Annotated in this window: 20 protein-coding genes, 1 riboswitch and 1 other annotated feature; of the genes, 14 read left to right on the forward strand and 6 right to left on the reverse strand. The window is 38.6% G+C overall.

Features of this window, described 5'->3' with window-relative positions; genetic code table 11:
- Positions 1-142: 142 nt before the first annotated feature.
- Together ACSVDH_RS08935 and ACSVDH_RS08940 are read left to right on the forward strand one after the other, a co-directional pair.
- On the forward strand, positions 143-691 hold the full coding sequence (locus ACSVDH_RS08935; RefSeq protein WP_439253564.1) for a GNAT family N-acetyltransferase: 549 nt from the start codon (positions 143-145) through the stop codon (positions 689-691).
- 103 nt (positions 692-794) lie between these two features.
- A complete protein-coding gene (locus ACSVDH_RS08940) occupies positions 795-1,958 on the forward strand; it encodes a stage II sporulation protein P (RefSeq protein ID WP_439253566.1) in 1,164 nt (387 codons plus the stop codon).
- Positions 1,959-2,045: 87 nt separating this feature from the next.
- On the opposite strand, the gene ACSVDH_RS08945 is transcribed toward ACSVDH_RS08940, so the two are convergent.
- From ACSVDH_RS08945 to argS, 6 genes are all read right to left on the reverse strand, one after another.
- Complete coding sequence (locus tag ACSVDH_RS08945; RefSeq protein WP_439253567.1) at positions 2,046-3,434, reverse strand: amino acid permease; 1,389 nt, start codon at positions 3,432-3,434, stop codon at positions 2,046-2,048.
- 171 nt (positions 3,435-3,605) lie between these two features.
- Positions 3,606-4,019, reverse strand: coding sequence for a gas vesicle accessory protein GvpU (gvpU, locus tag ACSVDH_RS08950; RefSeq protein ID WP_439253568.1), 414 nt, complete (start codon positions 4,017-4,019; stop codon positions 3,606-3,608).
- A 212-nt stretch (positions 4,020-4,231) separates the two neighbouring features.
- Positions 4,232-4,870 (reverse strand): FusB/FusC family EF-G-binding protein, encoded by a 639-nt coding sequence (locus ACSVDH_RS08955; RefSeq protein ID WP_439253570.1) that lies wholly within the window; start codon positions 4,868-4,870, stop codon positions 4,232-4,234.
- A 120-nt stretch (positions 4,871-4,990) separates the two neighbouring features.
- Positions 4,991-5,275 carry a CD3324 family protein gene (locus tag ACSVDH_RS08960; RefSeq protein WP_299089046.1) on the reverse strand — a complete coding sequence of 95 codons (285 nt, stop codon included), beginning with the start codon at positions 5,273-5,275 and terminating at the stop codon, positions 4,991-4,993.
- 330 nt (positions 5,276-5,605) lie between these two features.
- Positions 5,606-5,893 (reverse strand): hypothetical protein, encoded by a 288-nt coding sequence (locus ACSVDH_RS08965; RefSeq protein WP_299089048.1) that lies wholly within the window; start codon positions 5,891-5,893, stop codon positions 5,606-5,608.
- A 108-nt stretch (positions 5,894-6,001) separates the two neighbouring features.
- Complete coding sequence (argS, locus tag ACSVDH_RS08970) at positions 6,002-7,690, reverse strand: arginine--tRNA ligase (RefSeq protein ID WP_439253571.1); 1,689 nt, start codon at positions 7,688-7,690, stop codon at positions 6,002-6,004.
- A gap of 46 nt (positions 7,691-7,736) precedes the next feature.
- Positions 7,737-7,947 (reverse strand) — a binding site (T-box leader).
- Between the two features lie 351 nt (positions 7,948-8,298).
- Between argS and ACSVDH_RS08975 the strand changes: the two genes are divergently transcribed.
- From ACSVDH_RS08975 to ACSVDH_RS09030, 12 genes are all read left to right on the forward strand, one after another.
- The gene (locus ACSVDH_RS08975) at positions 8,299-8,634 is read left to right on the forward strand and encodes a hypothetical protein (protein ID WP_439253572.1); all 336 of its coding nucleotides are present in this window, start codon (positions 8,299-8,301) and stop codon (positions 8,632-8,634) included.
- Between the two features lie 123 nt (positions 8,635-8,757).
- A complete protein-coding gene (locus tag ACSVDH_RS08980) occupies positions 8,758-9,534 on the forward strand; it encodes an ABC transporter ATP-binding protein (protein WP_439253593.1) in 777 nt (258 codons plus the stop codon).
- 23 nt (positions 9,535-9,557) lie between these two features.
- Complete coding sequence (locus tag ACSVDH_RS08985) at positions 9,558-11,030, forward strand: helix-turn-helix domain-containing protein (protein ID WP_439253573.1); 1,473 nt, start codon at positions 9,558-9,560, stop codon at positions 11,028-11,030.
- Between the two features lie 317 nt (positions 11,031-11,347).
- The gene (hutP, locus tag ACSVDH_RS08990; RefSeq protein ID WP_439253574.1) at positions 11,348-11,791 is read left to right on the forward strand and encodes a histidine utilization transcription antiterminator HutP; all 444 of its coding nucleotides are present in this window, start codon (positions 11,348-11,350) and stop codon (positions 11,789-11,791) included.
- Positions 11,792-11,914: 123 nt separating this feature from the next.
- Entirely contained in the window at positions 11,915-13,441 is a 1,527-nt protein-coding gene (gene hutH, locus ACSVDH_RS08995) for a histidine ammonia-lyase (protein ID WP_439253575.1), read from the forward strand.
- 122 nt (positions 13,442-13,563) lie between these two features.
- Positions 13,564-14,874 (forward strand): Na+/H+ antiporter family protein, encoded by a 1,311-nt coding sequence (locus ACSVDH_RS09000; protein ID WP_439253577.1) that lies wholly within the window; start codon positions 13,564-13,566, stop codon positions 14,872-14,874.
- Between the two features lie 233 nt (positions 14,875-15,107).
- Positions 15,108-16,394, forward strand: a complete 1,287-nt coding sequence (kynU, locus tag ACSVDH_RS09005) for a kynureninase (RefSeq protein WP_439253579.1) — start codon at positions 15,108-15,110, stop codon at positions 16,392-16,394.
- A gap of 103 nt (positions 16,395-16,497) precedes the next feature.
- A complete protein-coding gene (gene kynA, locus ACSVDH_RS09010; RefSeq protein ID WP_299089064.1) occupies positions 16,498-17,352 on the forward strand; it encodes a tryptophan 2,3-dioxygenase in 855 nt (284 codons plus the stop codon).
- Between the two features lie 20 nt (positions 17,353-17,372).
- Positions 17,373-17,999, forward strand: coding sequence for an arylformamidase (gene kynB / locus ACSVDH_RS09015; protein WP_439253581.1), 627 nt, complete (start codon positions 17,373-17,375; stop codon positions 17,997-17,999).
- Positions 18,000-18,204: 205 nt separating this feature from the next.
- Positions 18,205-19,884: a urocanate hydratase gene (hutU, locus tag ACSVDH_RS09020; RefSeq protein ID WP_439253582.1), complete on the forward strand. Its 1,680-nt coding sequence runs from the start codon at positions 18,205-18,207 to the stop codon at positions 19,882-19,884.
- A complete protein-coding gene (hutI, locus tag ACSVDH_RS09025) occupies positions 19,881-21,137 on the forward strand; it encodes an imidazolonepropionase (protein ID WP_439253583.1) in 1,257 nt (418 codons plus the stop codon). Before hutU ends, hutI begins: the two co-directional genes overlap by 4 nt.
- A 4-nt stretch (positions 21,138-21,141) precedes the next feature.
- Complete coding sequence (locus ACSVDH_RS09030) at positions 21,142-22,116, forward strand: agmatinase family protein (protein ID WP_439253584.1); 975 nt, start codon at positions 21,142-21,144, stop codon at positions 22,114-22,116.
- A 78-nt stretch (positions 22,117-22,194) separates the two neighbouring features.
- Positions 22,195-22,304, forward strand: a riboswitch (TPP riboswitch).
- Positions 22,305-22,354 lie beyond the last annotated feature (50 nt).

Consider the following 22,354-nt stretch of genomic DNA (forward strand, 5'->3'; position numbering starts at 1 on the left):
AAGCAAACACGGTTGATTTTAAACTAAAAAAAACAAGTGATTATAAAGGTATCAAAGCATGTCTCTAAATAGCTTTGCTGATTTTTAAATATATTGTTATATGCCTTGAACTAACAAAAATTCAATTAGGAGGAAATGCGAAATGAAATTTAGCAGCGAAAATATATTTGTCAGAACATTAGAACCTGATGATGCTAAGGCCTCCTTGCAGCTTGAGCTGAACAATAGGGAATTTTTTCAAAAGTTTGCTGCACGCCGAGAGGAATCTTTTTATACATTAGAAGGTCAGCTGGCGAGAATTAAGAAAAATAAAGAACTGCAGGAGCTTGATCAATATTATTTTTTCGGAATATTTTTAAAAGAATCAAAAGAACATATTGGTTCCATTATGCTTTCAGAAGTGTTGAGAGGGGCTTTGCAGAGCTGTTATGTCGGTTATTTTTTAGACCGCAACCATAATGGAAAGGGATATATGACAGAAGCGGTTCGTTTAATCGTTGATTTTGCATTTAATCAATTAAAGCTACATAGAATTGAAGCTGGTGTAATGCCGCATAATATTGGCTCCATCAGAGTTTTAGAGAAAGCAGGGTTTCACAAGGAAGGCGTTGCTAGGAAAAATGTTAAAATCAACGGAAAATGGGAAGACCATCAAGTACTGGCCATTATAAATGAGGATGATACAATTTAATTATCTATAAAGCAAAGATGAATAGAAATATAAATGAGATAAATCTTGTTATACCCCCTTCTTCTTTTCATATACATAAATGAAGAATAAAAGGGGGTGTGCTGTGAAAACAAAGGATCTCTTCTTATTTAAGCTTTTCTATGTTCCCGCTTTGACCGTGATTTTTGTTTTTTGTTTAATCGGCCTTATTATAACGTTTAATGTGAGAGTTGATTCTAAAAATATTCAAAGGACGATTGGTGATTTTAGCACAGAGCAACTATTTGTTCATTTTCTCCAGGCTGAAAATCAGTACTTTTATCAAAATCCCGATAACCCCTTATTTACCACAGCAAATCTTTCAGCATTAGCCATCCAATTAGCAACAAGGGTAAAACCAACAGATGTAAGAACGTATTTAGGAAATGAATTGCCTGGATTGAAATTGTATGAAACAGAAATTGCTATAGCAGGGGAAGGGACGAATCTTAGTAATCTTCCCTACGAGTCACCGCCGCCGACTGAGGTTTTACTGAAGGAAAGACAAGTGGCGGAGGAAAAGCTTAGGGAACGACAAAACTCAGAAACAGATCAAAAGCCTGTTGCTAATCCTGAGCATAAAACTGTTTTTATTTATCAAAGCCACAGCTGGGAATCGTTTTTGCCATTATTAAAGGATGCAAATAACTCCAATGAGGCGATAAGCTCTGACGAAAGGGTAAATGTGATTGGTCTTGGAAGCCGATTAGCTGAAAACCTGATGAAACGAGGAATTGGCGTTATCCATGATAAAACCAATATGACACAGGAGTTGCATAAGAAAGGCTGGAAATCTACCAGAGCTTATACTGTATCAGGTGAGATTGTTGAGGAAGCTGCTGCTGCGAAGAATGCGAATTTAGATTATTTTATTGATATTCATCGCGATTCCGCTCGAAGACACATCACGACAAAAACAATCAATGGAAAAAATTATGCTAGGGTTTATTTTGTCGTTGGAAAGGAACACGAAAATTATCTAGAAAATCTCGATGTAGCGAAAACGTTTCATCAAAGACTTGAGGCAAAATACCCTGGGATTAGCCGCGGTGTGTTTCTTAAGTCTAAAAGTGATGGAAATGGAGTTTACAATCAGGATGTTTCCAATAATGCCATGCTTTTGGAAGTTGGCGGTGTGGATAATAACTTAGAAGAGCTGGAAAGAACAATCGATGTCTTTTCAGATATTCTCGCTGATTACTATTGGGAGCAAAATGAAGCAAAAGAGGTAAATGGTGATGGGGAATGATTTCTCATCATCATTTTTACTTTTAAAGCTAAGACTTATATAAAAAATGGTCAACCAAATAATAAGATTGACCATTCTATAGGAAACCTAATAATATCGAATTTTATTCACAGGCTTTTTCCACCCTTTTTTCATTTTTAAGCAAACTAAGGCAATAACTGCGACAAATAAAATACTAACAAAGAAGCCTGGCCTAATGGCTTTTTCTAATAATGTTCCGCTAATGGCAGCAATAATTAAAGCCAACCCTACATAAGCAAAGAGTTTATTCCAAATTTTCATTTGTAAATTGCGAAGGGCAGAAATAATAATAAAAAACCAGTTATACAATAATAAAATTCCAGCTGCGGTGGTAATATACTCGTAAATTTTCCCTGGCAGTAACAGGGCTGTAATAATGGATGCAAGCAAACCAACAGTCGCAAGTCCCAAAGAAGGCAGGGGCAGGCTATTAAATTTCTTAAGCTGTTTTGCAAAGAAAGAGGGTGCGTCTCCATCTTTTGCTAAAGTAACGAGTAAATTTGTTACCCCATAAAGAGAGGCTGTCATTGTTGAAAATCCTGCAATAATGATAGCACCATTGAAAATATGCGGAAAAAATGCAAGGTGATAGTCTGCTAATGCCGTCACAAAAGGACTTTCCTTTTCATGAAAGGCATCAATAGAAACCATTGTAGTCGCTAATCCCAATGATGCAATATAAACAAAGGCTAAAACAAAGAGCATAACAGACCCTGATTTAGGGGCATCCTCTTTCTTTTTAAGCTGCATCGCCATAATTCCGATGACTTCAATTCCTCCGTATGCATAAAAGGCATAAATAAGCGAAGCCCAAAAGCCTTTAAATCCTCCCGCAAATAGTTCATTTCCCGAATCTGGCAGCCCGGGCGGATTTGCATTTTCGCCATTTATCCATCCAAATAGCACTGCAATAGCTAAAATAATAAACATCACAATGGCTGAGAACTTGATAATTGCTAGTAAATTTTCAATTTTATCAAACCCTTTTGTTCCTGAAATCACCACCAAAATTGAAAGAATGGCATAGCCTGCTGCAAAGATCCATAACGGAATATGGGGGAACCAAAACCGTGAAAGGATAGCAAGTGCAGTTAGTTGACTACCCATAATAAGAATATTAGAACACCAATAATTCCAGCCGCAGCTGAATTCCGCCCACTTTCCAAAAGCCTTGCCGGCATAATAACAAAATGATCCTTCTTGAGGGTCTTCAGCCGTCATCTTCGCCAAAACATTAAAAACAATATATGTTCCAAGCGCTGCTAAGAGAAATGAAATAACAATAGAGGGTCCAGTTATTTCTACACCTATACTCGAGCCAAGAAAATATCCGGTACCAATTGTGCAGCCAATCCCAATCAACGATAACTGCCACCATTTTAAATTTCCTTCTTTAGAACTTGTATGTGATTTATTGTTTGCGCCACCAGGGTTACTGCAACTTACATTACTCATCTCTTACCTCCTCTACACCCCTAGTTTTTATTGTTCAATGTGTAAGCAGTGAAAATGTATCATCATGTAATACATAGGATACATACATTTCTGAAACATACATGCTGATACTCTATTAAAAATAAAACCCCCAAACGGTTTTGAAGGGGATTTTATTGCCTGATGGTGTTTTTAGTTAAGTAAATCGAAAGAAAAGCCATCTATTGATGAAATTCTACCTCTCCACCAGGAGCCATTAGGTAATTGAGTTGGTTTACTGTGATACTTGGCATGTTTTAAGTGAATGAAGGTTTTTAAACTTCCCTTTTGCTCTTTTTCTGCCTCTTCTTGTTTTTGTTTGGCGTAAGCTTCTTTTAAATCACCGAATTTTTTTGAAATGATTTTTGACATTGTACTGTCCTGAAGGTGTTTGGAAGCTTCTGTTACGCCTTCATAGTAGGCGCTTGCTCCAATTAATGTCCCTGAAATAATCGCCCCTTGGACACTTAGAGTTACTTCTACTTCGATTCCATCTTCTTCAACCAAATCTAAGAACATAAGAATAATGGCATCATCAGTGCCAGTTTGTTGTTCCTTATTGGCCATAACATCCACCTCACAAATGAAATACGTATGTATATCATGCCCTTAATAGATAAATTAAACCTCAAGATCTTTTCTTCGAAGTATTCTGATAAAAGTTATTTCGATCATTTCAGGGATATCGTTAATTGGATTTGTTGTTTACTTAAGGTATGTATGAAGGATTAATGGCGCAATAGGTACTTGATCAACAAAAAACAGATTTGATCTACTGCTTAATGATTCATGTGCTCAATAAAATCAGTTAATTTCTCATTGTTGATTAGTTTTTGGTTGCATTCCATGCTGTCTTGACATATATATTGTCCCTTATTAATGTAGGTTCCCTTTACGGAAGGCTTAGATTCAGTAATAAACATACCTATTTGTCCATGGGAATTACATAATGAACAAATTCCTTTCTTATGGCTGTTTTTAAATGTCCCTTTTATTCCAATTAGTTTATTTTCTTTAACAAAAACAAGATATTTTCTTTCCGAAGCTTGATCTGTCCAGCCTAAATAGGAGATTTCTGTAAAATCAATTTTTTCAAGATTTGGGAGCTTTAGCTTTTTTACCTTTGGAAATAAATTTTTCAAGGATTTATCACTTATTTCTTTAAAAGGAATAACATAAGGCTTTAATCCATGTAAAAACGTTTCTGCTTGTTGTTTTTCTTTTATGGTCTGAATGAAATAGAGTAATTGTTCTTGCTCCTTATTTAAGTCAGGAAATAATTCATATACTTTTTCGATTGCAATTAATTTAAGAGCACTTAAAACCCCTGGATCTTTTGTGCTTGAATGTCCATTTAAAAGAATCTGTGTTTGTTTCTTGATAAAATGAAATTGATAACTTTTGATAAAGGGTTCCATCGTTATCACTCCTCCTACAAAATTTCAACATTATATCTCCTTTTACTTTAAAATCTTAGTCTGCAAAATTATAGGTAAAAAACAATTTAGAAATAAAATAGCCATATAAAAAAGCACTGTTTATGAATCAGTGCTTTCAAATGTTTTTGAGTAGACTATTTTTTTTATCGTTTCAATCGAGAGAAAAAATTCATCGGCTAATTGGTCAATCTCATTTCCGTTTTTGAAAGATTTTTTTATTTTAGCATTTCGGTCATCTATTAATTGTCTGCTACCTGAGTTTGATCCCCATTTTTGATGATTCCTTTTTGGTTTAGGAATATAAACAGTTTCTCCTTGTACATACTTTTGGATTTCTTTGATCAATTCTTCAGGTAATACGCGACTTGCATTTACATATTTCATTTCCGCTCAGCCCCTTATTTTTTATAAATCAAAAAATAAGTGCAAAGCCGAAATATTAGTCAAGCAGTCGATTATTATGGGCGATATTTAGTAATTAGACCGTCCCATGCAAAGAATCGCCTTCCTAATACCAGGCTTTGCATGGGGTGTTAAAGTCATAGGTGAAGGTTTCATGTTCACCATTTGAAAGTCACCTCTTTAAATCGTTTTATTCACTTACAATATCTATTTTCCTATAATTAGTAAAAAAAATAAACACTATTTTATTTTTGCTTGTGCTTAATTCTAGGCAAAACAAACTTTAGGCAACCAGAGATGATTGCCTAAAGTTTAACGAGAGTCATTATATGGTTCTTCAGTATTTATACTTTTTTCATCGTGTGGCGGATGTGCATTCGGAAATTGCCTTGGCATATCCTCGTGCAAAATGCGGTTTTCATAAGTAAAAGCGCTATAAAATTGTTGTCCATGCTGCCATGGTGTATTTTTATTTTCTACCTTTTTATTCTTACCAATTGGTGAGCCGAAAGAACCTTCCGGGAATTCTTCAGCTGTTAAGAAGTTTCTTTGGGTTTCAACATTTGAAAAATCTGTATATTCCTCATCATTGCTTAACATAGGAACACCTCCGTGATCTGGCTTTTGATTAGTTTGACCACAGTGGAGGAATTTATTAGTTCTTTAATTGAAATTGAAAAACATCAGTACTTTTCTTGTGATAAAAGACTACATTTCTTCAGGAGCAGTGATCCCAAGCAATCTTAAACCTTCACACAAGACGGTTGTAACAGATTTGACTAAAGCGATACGTTGCGCCTTTTGTTCATCATCAGCTAATATCTTCACAATGCCATAGTATTTATTGAATTCTTGTGAGAGATCAATCAAGTATTTGGCGATTTGTGATGGTTCATATAAAGTCATGCTTTTTTTAATGACAGCAGGGAAGTCCATCAGCATCTTTACTAATTCCCAGCTTTCCTCTTCATCTAACCCTTCAGCTTGACTATCTTTTGCTCCCCCAGCTTTTCTTAAAATGGAACAAGCTCTGGCATGTGTATATTGCACATATGGTCCGGTTTCGCCTTCAAATTTCAGCATATCTTTTAGTGAAAATTCAATATTATTTAAGCGCTCATTTTTTAAGTCATGAAAAATTAAAGCTCCAATTGCAACTTGCTTCGCTACCTCATCTTTATTTTGTAAGCCTGGATTCTTCACTTCAATGTTTTCTTTTGCTAAAGAAACGGCTTCACTGATGACATCCTCCAAAAGGACAACCTTGCCTTTTCTCGTCGACATTTTCTTGCCATCCTTTAAAATGAAGCCGAATGGAACGTGGACTAAATCGTTTGCCCAGTTATATCCCATTTTCTTAAGAACAAGAAATACTTGTTTAAAGTGCAGGCTTTGTTCATGACCGACAACATAGATTCCTTTTTTGAAATGGTAGGTTTCTTGTCTATATAATGCTGCTGTTAAATCCCTTGTTGCATAAAGGGTAGCCCCATCTGATTTTTTTAGTAAACATGGCGGTAATTCATACTCATCTAAATGGACGACTTCTGCACCATCAGAGGTTGAAAGCAGCTTTTGATCATTGAGTAGTCGGAGAGTTTTCTCCATTTTATCGTTATAAAATGCTTCACCATGGTAGGAATCAAAGGTAATCCCTAATAACTTATAGATTTTTGAAAACTCTTGGAGAGACTCTGATCTAAACCATTCCCAAAGCTTGGTTGGTTCCGCATCACCATCTTCAAGTTTTTTAAACCAGATTCTCGCTTCTTCTTCAAGATGTTTTTGTTGTTGGGCTTCTTCATGAAATTTTACATAAAGGCTCAGCAATTCCTTTATTGGGTTTTGCTTTACTTGCTCCTCATTTCCCCATAGCTTATAAGCGACAATCAATTTTCCAAACTGGGTGCCCCAATCCCCTAAATGGTTAATTCGAATTGCATTATACCCACATTTTTCAAAAATATGGGCAAGTGAGTTTCCAATTACAGTTGAACGTAAATGCCCCATTGAAAAGGGCTTTGCAATATTAGGAGATGAAAAGTCTATTGTTATGTTTTTGCCATTTCCAATGTCGGATGAACCATAGTGTTTCCCTTGGTCAAGAATCGAAGTAATCACTTCATTGCTGACGAGTTTTTTATGAAAAAATCCATTAACATAAGGTCCATCTGCCACTACTTTTTCAAACATTGGATGATTGATGCGAGTTGCAATTTCAACAGCAATCTGGTTTGGCGTTTTCTTTAAGGTCTTTGCCAACGTGAAGCAAGGGAATGCGATATCACCTTGAGTAGAATATCTAGGTTTTTCAATTAATTCTAAAATATTTTCAAGAGAGAGAATGCCGTTTAAGCTTTTCGTTAATTCTTCAGCATATATGTTTAGTAAATCCATCTTCTTTATCACCTTTCTTTTGAAAATAAAAAAATCCCGTCTCTAAACTAGAGACGAGATTTGCCCGCGGTACCACTCTTATTGTTCATTAAGAACCTTCTTTTCCTTGATATCGAGGTGTTCCCCGGCTGGACCTACTATAATTTCGGAGCAGCTTCTCAGAAGTGCGCTTCATTTTACATCATCCATTAGGCTCCCACCATCCCTAACTCGCTTTGGATTTTCTGTAAAATTACTCTCTTCGTCATCGAACGAAATGATCTTTTTAGCGATTATAAAGAATTTACGGAAAGAAAGCAATGGGCAATTTTCATAATGAGGAGAAGAATTAGACATCTCTTGCCCATTATCTAAATTCATTACCAGAGATTTATGGTAATAAAATGGTATTTATAGTAGTATTTTCTTATGTATTTTATGGATAGATGGGAATGTTTAAAATGAGTAAGAAGAAAAAGAAAAAGAGTAACCAAACAGATGTTATCATGATGACATTTGGAAAGAACTCTTATGTAAAAAACAATGAAACCGATATGATCTTTGCATGGTCTCATCCTATCATTTCGTGCAGGTTATGTATTAAGTATTTTTTTTAATGGGTGGTGTCTGTGGATTCATCTTTAGCCCCAACGGTACATCGTTATTTCGTGTTTTTTTGTACATTGGTCTTAACATCATTTTTGTTGATTTATATTGGGGTAGGGATTGGAGTAGCCTCAAATAATGAGCCGGATGGTATGAGATTAATAACCGAGATTCCTATGACTGTAGGAATGGCATTTTTTTGTATATTTGGATTATTGTTTGTTACGCGTTTTGTTATTTCATTTCTAGAATTAATTAGAGTCTTTAAAAAGGATCATTTATTTCTGTATGGCTTGGGAGTTATACTTGTATATGGGTTTATTATCATGATGGCAATTGGAAGTGCTTTGGATATTTAGGTTAATCATTAATAGATTGACTGCATATGAGAATAAAATCTAGATTTATTGATTCATAGGCATTCAATATTGCTTGCCATTTATTTAGACATACAAGAAAAGGAGGAGGCAAAGGTGTCAGCAATAATAGAACTATCTAACGTTTCGTTAAAGAGAAACGGACACTGGCTGTTAAGAGAAATAAATTGGAAGATACATAAACAAGAAAACTGGGTGCTTTATGGGTTGAATGGTGCGGGAAAGACAGCGCTATTAAACATGCTTTGTGCATACTATTTCCCTACAACAGGTAGTGTTACCGTTTTAGGAAAAGTGTTTGGTAGAGACTATTTAGCAGAAAAACTGCGGCAAAAAATTGGTTTGGTGTCTTCAAATTTACAGCAAAAGCTCTATCCGTCAGATACGGCATATCAAATTGTTTTAAGTGGAGCATTCGCTTCCATTGGTTTATATGAGGAACCTACAGATGAAATGAGACAAAAAGCAATTGGACTGCTGGAGGAACTTCATTGTTTGTCCTATGCTGATAGAGCTTATGAAACTCTTTCACAAGGTGAGAGACAGCGGGTACTAATTGCCAGAGCATTAATGGCAGACCCTGAGCTATTAATCTTGGATGAGGCGACAACTGGCTTGGATTTTCTTGCTCGTGAGCAGCTGTTGGCAGCATTGGAGACGATCAATAAACGCGAAAATGCCCCGACATTCCTATATGTCACACACCATGTAGAAGAAATTCTCCCCATTTTCTCCCATACGCTTTTGTTGAAAAAAGGTGAGGTGTTCGATTCGGGACGTACAGATGAGATGATTTCAGAAGAAAAACTCTCGCAGCTTTTTGAACTTGACGTTTTCGTAAATTGGGAGAATGGACGTGCTAGTTTAAGGAGAAAACTGTAAAAAAAGCTTTAGGAGTTGCAGGGATGAAGATTTATCTGGTAGCCAAAGATGGACTTGAAGCACAAGGGATACGTTGGATCATACAATCACATGTCACAGGAATTCAGTTGACGTCATTTGAAGAAATAAAAGAACTTTCCAATGTTATTAAGTATGAAAAGCCAGACTTTGTCATCATAGATATGGATAAATGGGCTTGGAAAGATGACCCTTTAAAAGAAGTGCTGCAAACTAAACAAATCCGCTGGTTAGGGATCTCTTCGGAGAGAGTGTTTCAGGTTGCCTATCGCGGCCTGAGCCTGCATGCGGAGGATATTTTGTTTAGGCCGTTTTCCCCTGGAGATTTAATTAAACAAGTTCAGCAATTACGTTTTCAAATTCGAAATCGTAAGCAAATTCCGGCTGGCAGTAATGAGGAGGAGAACGATCATATCGATATCGATTATGCTGATTTTTTCTTGACTGACAAACTCCATCCGCAATCGGTTATCATGTCGGCATTTATCACCCCAAATGGGCATGCATTGCCTTATGTATATGAAACACTGCAAGAGTTCCCTTTTACTGGAAAGTATCGGTTTTTTGCCTTATCTCAATTTATATTAGGGATTCATGAAACAGAGGAGCAATCACATCTAAAGGAACAGTGTCGAGCATTTCTTGCAAGCTGGAAGGAACAAATGGAGGAACCCCTTGCCCTTGTATTGAATTCACCTGCAGGAAAAAGCACATTAAAGGAAATCTATCGACAAACAAAGGAATTAACAGAGCAAGTGTTCTTTGAAGGGTATGACATTATTTTGGCGGGAGATGAACGAGCAGGATGGCGGGATATGGATCCTTTTCTGACACCGCTCGAACAGCGTCAGTGGATTGAAATGCTTGAAAAAAGAGATACTAAAGCGATTCGCGAATGGGTAGAACATGAATTTTTCACCTATAAAAAACCGTATCCAAGCCCTGACATGGTACGAATCAGATTGACAAGTGTTTTGGCGCAAATCCGCAGGTATATGAAGGCATATAAGACAAATGAAGCAGACTGGGAAATCGCCTACCACACTGTCTTTCAGCAAATTATCCGAAATCCGGTCATATATCAAATTGTTTCTGAACTGCTTACATTTGTCACCCATCTGCTTGCAGCAAGGAATGACAGTCACCAGAAGGGCACAGAGACACTTGTCGAAAAGGTAAAAGACATGATGGAAGCAAATTTTTGGGATGCTCAGTGGAATTTGGCTGCATGTGCTCAAGCACTCAGGATCAATAAAAGCACGCTTAGCCGTCGCTTTGCTGCAGAATCTGGACAATCGTTTCGAGATACACTGCATCAAATGCGGATTCGGGAAGCAAAACGGCTTTTGCAGGATACTGAACTTTCGATAGAGGAAATTTCACGGTTAACAGGCTATACACATCAAACGTATTTTAATACGAAATTCAAACAGCTTGAAGGGTGCACACCATTTGCCTATCGTTCAGGAATAGAGTAACTATTTTCCTGCAAGTATAACAAATGCCGTGTCTTTTTCATATTATAGTGGAAGATATGGCGCTTAATCCCAATCTTAACGGTCAGTAATCCCCACTTTAAGATTCAAGTAAAGCAAAGAAATCAAGTGGAGGGAACTGCCCGTAAATATTCCGATAAGTCTCGCTAACCATCAGTGGGATAAAGAACATCCCACTAATGGAAGTCTCGCTTTATGAAAAATATGGTTGACACTCAATTTTCAAGCGCTTACAATGAAACTAGTTATTAGCTATTAGAGTATTTTAGATAAATAGTAAGTGAGAAAGAGTTGTTTATATGGCACTGAGTAAAGATCGTCGTATCGGTCGGCACGCCATTCTTCTTTTACTATCTGACGATTCAACTGAACAGCTGGCAAAACTCGAGCAGTCGAATTGGAAGGGTTGTATAGGGAAAGTCGGGTCGATGGATGCACATAAAGTAGTTGCTGCAATTGAAACAGCAGCAAAGAAAAATGAGATTATCCAGTCTGATGTTTATCGTGAATCACATGCATTATACCATGCAATAATTGAGGCGCTTCATGGTGTAACTAGAGGCCAAGTTCAAATAGGGTCAGTACTTAGAACGGTTGGCTTATCTTTTGCCATTTTGCGGGGGAACCCGTATGATAATGAGCAAGAGGGAGATTGGATTGCTGTTTCCTTATATGGTACAATTGGTGCGCCTGTTAAGGGATCTGAGCATGAAACCATTGGTTTAGGCATTAATCATATATAATTTGCCCATAGTATTTTAGTAAATAGGGGGCTATATCTTGAAATCATATTTGATTTCATTGATATAGCCCCCTTTTCTATTGCCTCTTTACTTAACTAAAGGATTTTGAAGGGAGAAAGAATGATGGTTACATTAACGGGTCAAACACTTACATTTTCTGAACTAAAGAAAGTTCTTTTTGATGGTGAAAAGGTTGTGTATTCGGAAGAAAGCATGAGAAAAGTGCAAGAAAGCCGAAAAGCGGTGGATAAAATTGTCGCAGAAGGAAGAATCGTCTATGGGATTACAACAGGTTTTGGAAAATTTAGTGATGTTCTTATTGGCAAGGATGATGTGGAGTCGTTGCAGCTAAATCTCATTCGTTCCCATGCTTGCGGAATTGGCGAACCGTTTCCAGAGGTCGTTTCACGAGCAATGATCCTGCTTCGTGCCAACGCCTTGCTGAAAGGATTTTCCGGTGTCCGGCCTGTTGTGATTGAACGGTTGTTAGACTTATTAAATACAGGGATCCATCCTGTCATTCCTCAGCAAGGTTCACTTGGAGCAAGCGGTGATTTAGCGCCGCTTTCCCATCTTGCCCTCGTTTTAATTGGCGAAGGTGAGGTTTTCTATAAAGGAAAGCGAGTACCTGCGATTGAAGCTTTAACGAAAGAGTCAATTTTCCCCATCACATTAACAGCAAAAGAGGGATTAGCCCTTATCAATGGAACACAGGCAATGACAGCAATGGGGGCAATAGCCTATATGGAAGCTGAAAAACTAGCTTACCAAACAGAATTAATTGCCTCATTGACAATTGAAGGACTTCGTGGAATTATTGATGCCTTTGATGAGGATATCCATCTAGCAAGGGGCTATAAAGAGCAAGTAGAAGTTGCAGAACGAATTCGCGGACTGCTTAGTGATAGTCAACTAACGACAAAACAGGGAGAATTACGCGTCCAAGATGGCTATTCAATCCGCTGTATCCCGCAAGTACATGGAGCAACATGGCAAACGTTAAATTATGTGAAAGAAAAATTGGAGATCGAAATGAATGCGGCAACAGATAATCCATTAATCTTTGAAAATGGTGAAAAGGTTTTATCAGGGGGAAATTTCCACGGGCAGCCAATTGCCCTTGCTATGGACTTTTTAGCCATTGCAATGGCAGAGCTGGCCAATATTTCAGAACGAAGAATTGAACGCTTAGTAAATCCGCAGTTAAATGATTTGCCGCCATTTTTAAGCCCAGAGCCTGGTCTGCAATCAGGAGCCATGATTATGCAGTACGTTGCAGCCTCACTCGTTTCGGAAAACAAAACATTGGCACATCCCGCAAGTGTTGATTCCATTCCTTCCTCAGCCAACCAAGAGGATCATGTCAGCATGGGGACAATCGGTTCACGGCATGCTTATCAAGTCATAACAAATACACGCAGAGTAATGGCGATTGAAGCTATTTGCGGGATGCAGGCAGCTGAAATACGCGGCATCGATAAAATGGCGACAGCAACAAAGGCATTTTTAGAAAATGGCAGAAAGATCATTCCATTTATTAGTGAAGATCGAGTTTTTTCAAAGGATATTGAAGCAATGAACGAATGGTTGAAAGAGGGAGTTTTCCACTTTGATTATTTAGGAGAAAAGAAGACTCATACACAAAATTAAGTATTCAATTTTAAGGGAACAGCACCATTTGTAGTTAATTAGTTGAGATGAAGGCCTGTTCCCTTTCTATATAGATTGAACTAAAAATGTAAGGCATTCGAAAGGGTAGAAAGGATGATCAGATGTTAAATGCAGTAGTAGTTTCAGTCATAGTAATGTCTGCATTGAGTCTTCTTGGTGTAAATGTCATGTTTGCGATTTTAATTGCAGCCGGTGTAGCTGGTTTGATGGAAGGCCTGTCATTAGTGGAAGCGACGAATATGCTGATCTCTGGCATGGGAGGACAGGCGAATACAGCATTAAGTTATGTTATGCTTGGTATATTTGCTGTTATGATTGGTTATTCGGGTATTACAGGATTTCTTGTAAAAAGTCTTGTAAGCGTTTTAAAAGGGAAGCGAACCATCTTGTTGTTGACAATTGCCGGAGTTTCTTGCTTATCCCAAAATATTGTTCCGATCCACATTGCGTTTATTCCAATCTTAATACCTCCTTTGCTCCATCTATTCGATGCGATGAAGATCGATCGCAGAGGTGTCGCCACGGCATTAACGTTTGGAGTGGAGGCGCCTTATATCATGATTCCTGCCGGTTTTGGGTTAATATTTCATGGAATTATTGCCGATGAAATGAAAGCAAGCGGTATGGACATCCCCCTTTCATCTGTTGCAAGCGCGATGTTAATACCAGGTCTTGGCATGATTGTAGGACTATTGATTGCGATTTTTATCTCTTATGGCAAGGCTCGTGAAATCCCTGAAAGGAATCAAGGGGTTATCAATGAGGCAGCAGCATCAATAGAGAACGGACTAACATTTACGAAACGTCATTTCTTTACAATTGTCTCTATTATATGTGCTTTGATCGTCCAGTTAGTTTCCAGCTCCCTTGTTTTGGGAGGCATAACTGGGATTATTCTCATGTTTCTGTTAACGGTTGTCCCATTTAAAAAAGGAGAAATGGTTGTTAATGAAGGGATTAAAATGATGGGAATGATAGCATTTGTCATGTTAATTGCTTCAGGATATGCGACAATTTTAAAGGAAACTGGTGCGATTGATGAGCTTGTGAAATACTCAACCGGAGTTTTGGGTGATAATAAATTTATTATTGCCGTCGTGATGCTTCTAATTGGCTTACTTATTACTATGGGTACTGGCTCTTCATTTGGGACAATCCCAATTATTGCTGCCCTGTTCGTTCCGATTTGTGCAACAGTCGGATTTTCTCCAATGGCGACTGCCGCATTAATTGGAACTGCTGGTGCACTTGGGGATGCTGGCTCACCAGCTTCAGATAGCACACTTGGCCCAACGTCAGGGTTAAACGCAGATGGAAAACATCATCATATTTGGGATACATGTGTACCAACTTTTTTGCATTTTAATATTCCTCTCTTCATCTTTGGCATTATTGCCGCAATGGTGCTTTAAAAAATACAAGCCAGGTATGTAAGTGTAATGAACTGCCTACCTGGTTTTTCAATGATTATAAAACAATATGTTTCTCCATAAATATCATAATAGCTATCTCCTTTTTGATCATTTTATACCCCAAATTATGTCATTCGTAACAGCAATGAATAGGTTATATCCTTAATACATCATCACATATTCCTTAGTAAGCTTTTCATGAATTCACCAAAAAATAAAAAAGGGGGATTATCATGCCTTCAAATAACTTTCAACCTTTAGTAGATTTTGCAAAACACTTAGATAAACAAGATAGCCTTCAACGCTATCGTAAGGAGTTTTATTTAAAGCCTGACATCATTTATATGGATGGGAATTCATTGGGCCTTCTTTCAAAAAGAGCTGAACGTACACTGCTTGAATGTATAGATGATTGGAAGGAGCTCGGAATCGATGGTTGGTTACAAGGAAAACACCCCTGGTTTTACTTATCAGAGAAATTAGGCGAAATGTGTGCACCATTAGTAGGCGCTTCCCCTGAAGAAGTGATTGTTACTGGCTCCACAACTGTAAACCTTCATCAATTAATCGCGACTTTCTATAAGCCTAAAGGAAAGCGTACAAAAATTTTAGCCGATGTACTAACGTTTCCTTCTGACCTATATGCGCTTCAAAGTCAGCTTCGCATTCGTGGATATGATACTGAAACTCATCTTATTCGTGTAAAGAGCCGAGATGGCCGTTTTTTAGAAGAAAATGAAATAATCGATGCGATGACAGAGGAAATTGCGGTCATGATTATGCCTACCGTGCTTTATCGGAGCAGTCAAATCGTTGATATGAAACGGTTAACAGCAGAGGCGCATAAAAGAGATATTATCATTGGATTTGACGCATGTCATTCAGTCGGTGCCATTCCGCATTCGTTTAGTGAATGGGGAGTTGATTTTGCTTACTGGTGTCATTATAAACATGTAAATGGCGGACCAGGTGCTGTTGGCGGTTTATATGTTAATAAAAAACACTTTGGAACAAGTCCTGGACTCGCAGGATGGTTCGGGTCGAGAAAAGATAAGCAATTTGATATGGAACATCTTTTCACTCCAGCTGAATCGGCAGGAGCGTATCAGATTGGAACACCACATATATTAAGTCTTGCCCCATTAATTGGTTGCTTAGAGCTTTTTGCTGAGGCAGGGATTGAAACGATTCGCGAAAAGTCGCTGAGCATCAATCAATATTTAATGGATTTAATTGAATACGAATTAGCAGACGGGGGCTTTTTCATTGGAAATCCTAGAGAAGATGAGCGTCGCGGCGGTCATGTGAGTCTTGAACATCCTGAAGCTGCCCGCATTTGCAAAGCTTTGAAAGATAACGGTGTCATACCGGATTTCAGATCCCCAAATATTATACGGCTAGCGCCTGTTGCTCTTTATAGTTCATACGAGGATGTTTGGAAAGTGGTGCAAATTCTTAAGAAGATCATGTCAGAAAACCAATATAAAAAATATGCGAAAAAGCGTGAAATAATTTCATAAAGGGATGTTCTTACGAAGACACAGGAAAAAATAACGAAAGAATGGTAGTATTTAAGATTTGGAAGGTGATCAGAGCATAGGTATGACAGAGGGGGAATTTAAAATGAACGACCAAAATAATGAGCCAAACAGTGGAAAAGAGTTGGAAAAAGGGATTCGAACGGATTTCCAGCATGCGATGTCTTACGGAGATTATCTGAAGCTTGATCACATCTTATCAAGCCAACATAGATGCTCTGATCATCATGATGAAATGCTGTTTATAATAATCCATCAGACGAGTGAGCTTTGGATGAAGCTTATTTTGCATGAGTTATCAGCTGCTATTCAGTGCATCAGCAAAAATGAGTTGGAACCGTCATTTAAAATGCTGTCACGTGTTTCGAGAATTCAGCAGCAGTTGATTCAATCATGGAGCGTTCTTTCCACTCTGACTCCTGCAGAATATATGGAATTTAGAGATCAATTGGGGAGCTCTTCTGGATTTCAATCTTATCAAAATCGATTGATTGAATTTGCGCTTGGTAATAAGAATGTTCATACATTATCAGTCTATCAACATCAGACAGACCTATTTGAGAACATGCAGCAGGCTCTACAGAAGCCAAGTATTTATGACATCGCCATTCAAGCACTTGCTGCGAATGGATTACCTGTCGATAAAAATGTAATCGAAAGGAATTTCTCACTAAGTTATGAACCGAATGACAGCGTGGAAGCGGCTTGGTTGACCGTTTATCGCAATGTTGATCATTATTGGGATTTATATGAGCTTGCTGAAAAACTGGTGGATATTGGCTATCAACAGCAAACCTGGCGCTTTCATCATATGAGTACGGTAGAAAGAATCATTGGCCATAAAAAAGGTACTGGCGGTTCATCTGGCGTAACGTATTTAAAAAGAGTGCTGGATCAACAGTTCTTCCCAGAACTATGGAGTGTAAGAACGAAACTGTAAGATGAGATGGAGGAAAAGATATGAATAAATGGATTGATATTTCACAACCTTTGGATGAAAAGGTGCCAGTTTGGCCAGGTGACACACCTTTCTCTAATAAATTGATTACGAATATTGAAGAAAGTGGATCAGTGAATGTTGGCCAAATCAATATGAGTACACACACCGGCACGCATATTGATGCTCCTTTTCATTTTGATAATGAGGGGAAAAAAGTGATTGACTTGGATGTAAATATCTATATTGGAAAAGCGAAGGTCATTCACCTCCCTAATATAAGTTGTATCGGAGTAAAAGAATTATCTAGTTTAGATCTTAATGGTGTCGTTCGTCTGTTAATTCGTACCGATGCCTGGAAGGATCGGCAGAAATTTCCGCAAACGATTCCTTATATCCAGCCGGAGTTATCTAAGTACCTTTCCGAAGTCGGTATTCGACTTCTTGGTCTTGATTTGCCATCAGCTGACCCTTTAGATAGTAAAGAGTTATCAGCCCATCATCAACTTGCTGCCCATGGCATTCATATATTGGAGGGGCTTGTTTTAGCAAATGTGCTACCAGGTGATTATGAAATGGCGGCTCTACCACTGCCGCTTGTTGAAGGGGATGGAAGCCCGGTACGTGCGGTCCTTAAAAAAATAACCTAATTTATCCAAATAAAAATAAGCGACTGACAAGGTCGCTTTTACTATCATTTTTTATTCATGTTGAAAATCTTTATGAAACTATTTATAAAAAATATGAGTTAATAAAATATATTAAAATTATTTATAAAATAATCAATAAATTATAAATTACTTTTGAGATTACTCATTATAAAATGAAAGTAACAACAAAGAGGAGGAGAAATAAATGAGAGCGATAACAAATAACAAGATTATCCGTTTAAGAGGTACAGAATTAAATACAAAAGGCTGGCAGCAAGAGGCTGTGCTGCGTATGCTGATGAATAATTTAGATCCTGATGTTGCTGAAAAACCAGAGGAGCTTGTTGTATATGGGGGAATTGGAAAAGCGGCACGAAATTGGGATGCGTTTGATGCCATTGTTAAATCAGTAAAGGAACTAGAAAATGATGAAACATTGCTTGTTCAATCAGGGAAACCAGTAGTAGTTTTTAAGACTCACAAGGATGCCCCGCGTGTTCTTATTGCAAATTCCAATCTGGTTCCGGCCTTTGCTAATTGGGAAACCTTCCATGAACTTGATAAAAAGAGCCTGATGATGTACGGCCAAATGACGGCAGGAAGCTGGATTTATATTGGTTCTCAAGGAATTGTCCAAGGGACGTATGAAACGTTTGCTGAACTGGCGAAACAGCATTTCAACGGTACACTAAAAGGCACGATCACTGTAACGGCCGGCCTTGGTGGAATGGGAGGTGCGCAGCCCCTTGCTGTCACGATGAATGGCGGTGTTTGCATCGCCATTGAAGTGGACGAGACGAAAATTGATCGTCGAATTCAAACACGCTACACAGATGTTAAAGCGCACACGTTGGATGAAGCTATTCAATTGGCTACTGAAGCGAAACAGCTAGGGAAAGCATTATCAATAGGTTTATTAGGGAATGCTTCAGATCTTCTTCCAGAAATGATTGCACGAAACTTTATTCCAGATGCTTTAACAGACCAAACATCTGCACATGATCCACTTAATGGCTATATACCATCAGGTATGTCGCTTGAAGATGCAGAATACTTGCGAAACAATGATCCTAATGAGTATATAAAACGCTCAAAAGCATCGATGGCAAAACATGTTGAAGCAATGCTTATCATGATGGAAAAGGGAGCCATCACATTTGATTATGGAAATAATATTCGTCAGGTTGCAAAAGATGAAGGGGTCGAAAATGCATTTGCCTTCCCTGGTTTCGTTCCAGCTTATATTCGCCCGCAATTTTGCGAAGGAAAAGGACCATTTCGCTGGGTAGCTTTATCAGGAGATCCAGAAGATATTTATAAAACGGATCAAGCGATTTTACGTGAATTCAGTGATAACGAGCATTTATGCAACTGGATTCGAATGGCCCAACATAAGATTCAATTTCAAGGATTGCCTTCCCGCATATGCTGGCTAGGATATGGTGAACGTGCCCGCTTTGGTAAGATATTGAATGACATGGTTGCAAGCGGTGAATTAAAAGCGCCGATTGTGATTGGACGCGATCACTTGGATTCAGGCTCTGTTGCATCACCTAATCGTGAAACAGAGGCAATGAAGGATGGATCAGATGCTGTGGCGGACTGGCCGATTTTAAATGCCATGGTAAATGCTGTTGGCGGTGCTACATGGGTTTCTGTGCATCATGGTGGCGGTGTTGGAATGGGCTACTCTCTCCACGCTGGTGTTGTCATTGTGGCAGATGGCACGAAAGAAGCGGAAGCTCGTATTGAACGAGTACTGACAACGGATCCAGGTATGGGAGTAGTCCGTCATGCTGATGCCGGATATGAGCTGGCTAAAAAAACAGCACGTGAAAAAGGGATTAAGATGCCAATGCTTGATAAAGGGGATGTTCAAGAATGAGTAGGCCAATTTGGATTAAACACGCTGCTCAACTGGCGACATTAGCTTCTAATGTAAAAGGACCGCGTTCAAAAGAAGCTATGTCTGAGCTCGGTTTAATTGAGGATGGTAGCTTATGGATTGAAGATGGATTGATACAAGCTGTTGGAACAACCAAAAAATTAAAGGAATTGTTTTCTGACAAACTTGATGAAGCAGAAGTTGTCGATGCTACAGGCCATTTGGTTACTCCTGGACTTGTGGATCCTCATACACATGTTGTCTACGGGGGAAGCCGGGAACGTGAATTTGAAAAGCGGCTTGAAGGTGCTGCTTATATGGAGATTATGAACGCGGGTGGGGGAATTCATGCAACCACCCGCATGACAAGGGAAGCTACTGAAGAACAGTTAATAGAACAAACAATTGGTCGGCTTGATTCCTTTCTCGCACATGGTGTGACGACGATTGAAGGAAAAAGCGGCTATGGAATGAACTTAGAAACAGAGCTTATGCAGCTTCGAGTCATGAAAAAGCTGCAAGAACAGCATGTGATCGAAATCGTGCCTACATTTATGGGGGCCCATGCTGTTCCTCCAGAATTTAAAGGCCGTGAAAATGAGTACGTTGATCATTTGATACATGACATGCTGCCTGTGATTGCAGAGGAAAAATTGGCAGAATTTCAAGATGTTTTTTGTGAAAAGGGTGTGTTTACCCCTGAACAATCAGAACGAGTGCTGGAAGCAGGGAAACGATTTGGATTTATCCCGAAAATCCATGCCGATGAAATCGAGTCTTATGGTGGAGCCGAATTAGCAGCGAAAATAGGAGCCATATCTGCTGAACATTTATTGAAAGCCTCAGAGGCAGGCATTCAAGCAATGGCTCAATCAGGAACAATTGCTTGCTTGCTCCCGGCAACCGCCCTTTATTTACGAGAAGCAGCAGCGGCGGGAAGAAAAATGATTGATGCGGGTGTGGCTGTGGCCATTTCAACAGATTGTAACCCGGGATCATCGCCAACAACATCTATGCCTCTAGTAATGAATTTAGCTTGTATCTCGATGCGTCTCACACCTGCCGAGGCATTAACAGCAGCTACTTTTAATGCGGCATGTGCGATTAACCGCCAGGATAAAGTCGGTTCACTTGAGGTTGGTAAACAGGCAGATCTCGTATTATGGAATGTGAAAAATTATCAGGAATTGCAATATTTATTTGGTGTCAACCATGTCAATTCAGTGTGGAAAAAAGGTGTAAAGGTGGTGTAGCAGCTTGAGTGAACATTTTTTAAAGCAGCCTGAATGGGTGTGGAATGTATCGGGGAATGAAATGCCGACATATGTTCATCATTGGGTTAGACCTCTTAGCGAACATAACCAACCTTTTGATTTGATCTTGTACGGTGCACCGATTTCCCGGTCTTCAATTAGTGTATCAGGAGCTTCTTTATATCCAACAGAATTTCGCATGATGTGGAAAAGTTTTGCAACCTATAATTTAGATGAAAATGTTGATCTGAATTCCTTTCGTGTTGCTGATGCGGGAGATGTAATGATGCATACAACAGATATTCTTTTATCACATCAGCGCATCCAAAGGTCAACTGCATTTCTTGCCGAACACTATCCAAACACACGAACATGCATGATTGGCGGTGATCATTCAACAACAGCCTGCGCTGTTCGCGGCATTAAAGAGGCATTTCCCGAAGACACGATTGGAGTGCTCCAGCTTGATACCCATCTTGATGTTAGGGACCCAAATGAATTAGGACCAGCAAATGGAACACCGATCCGTCAACTAATTGATGGTCACCACATCTTAGGTGAGCATGTTATCAATATCGGCTTGCATGGCTATTTTAATGCAAAGCCGTTAATTGATTATGCAAATGAACATGGTATACAAATGATAACTCTGAACCAAGCACGAGGGCATGGTTTAATAAAAACAATAAAGAGAGCATTAGACGAGTTATCAGGAAAAGCTGACCGAATTTATGTAACAGTTGATATGGATGTGCTGGATATTTCTGTTGCCCCTGGCGTGCCGGCGTCAACACCAGGAGGAATGTCTGCGAGTGAACTTTTTAATAGCTTATTAGAAATCGGCAAACATCCTTGCGTCAAACATATCGATTTTGTTTGTTTAGACCCAAGCAAAGATTCGCATGTTTCTGAAACAGTGAAGGTTGGAGTATATGCATGGCTGCAATTTATTACGGGCTTAATACTGCAGTCTAAATAAAGAATGAACCTGCCAATTTGTCATACTATTTAAATCAACCCTTGTTTTTTCTTGCTAGATTCAGTAAACTACCAATAAACTTATATTTTCGGGGGCTGGTGGAAGCTGGCTGAGATTGCAACTATTCCGTTGCTGACCGTTTAAACCTGTTGGATAATGCCAGCGTAGGGAATGTCATTAGGTATCTAAGAGCACTTTGCGCGGCATTGTGTTCTTTTTATTTTGCAGAAAAATGACC

Source organism: Metabacillus sp. Hm71 (assembly GCF_051842955.2).
GTDB lineage: Bacteria > Bacillota > Bacilli > Bacillales > Bacillaceae > Metabacillus.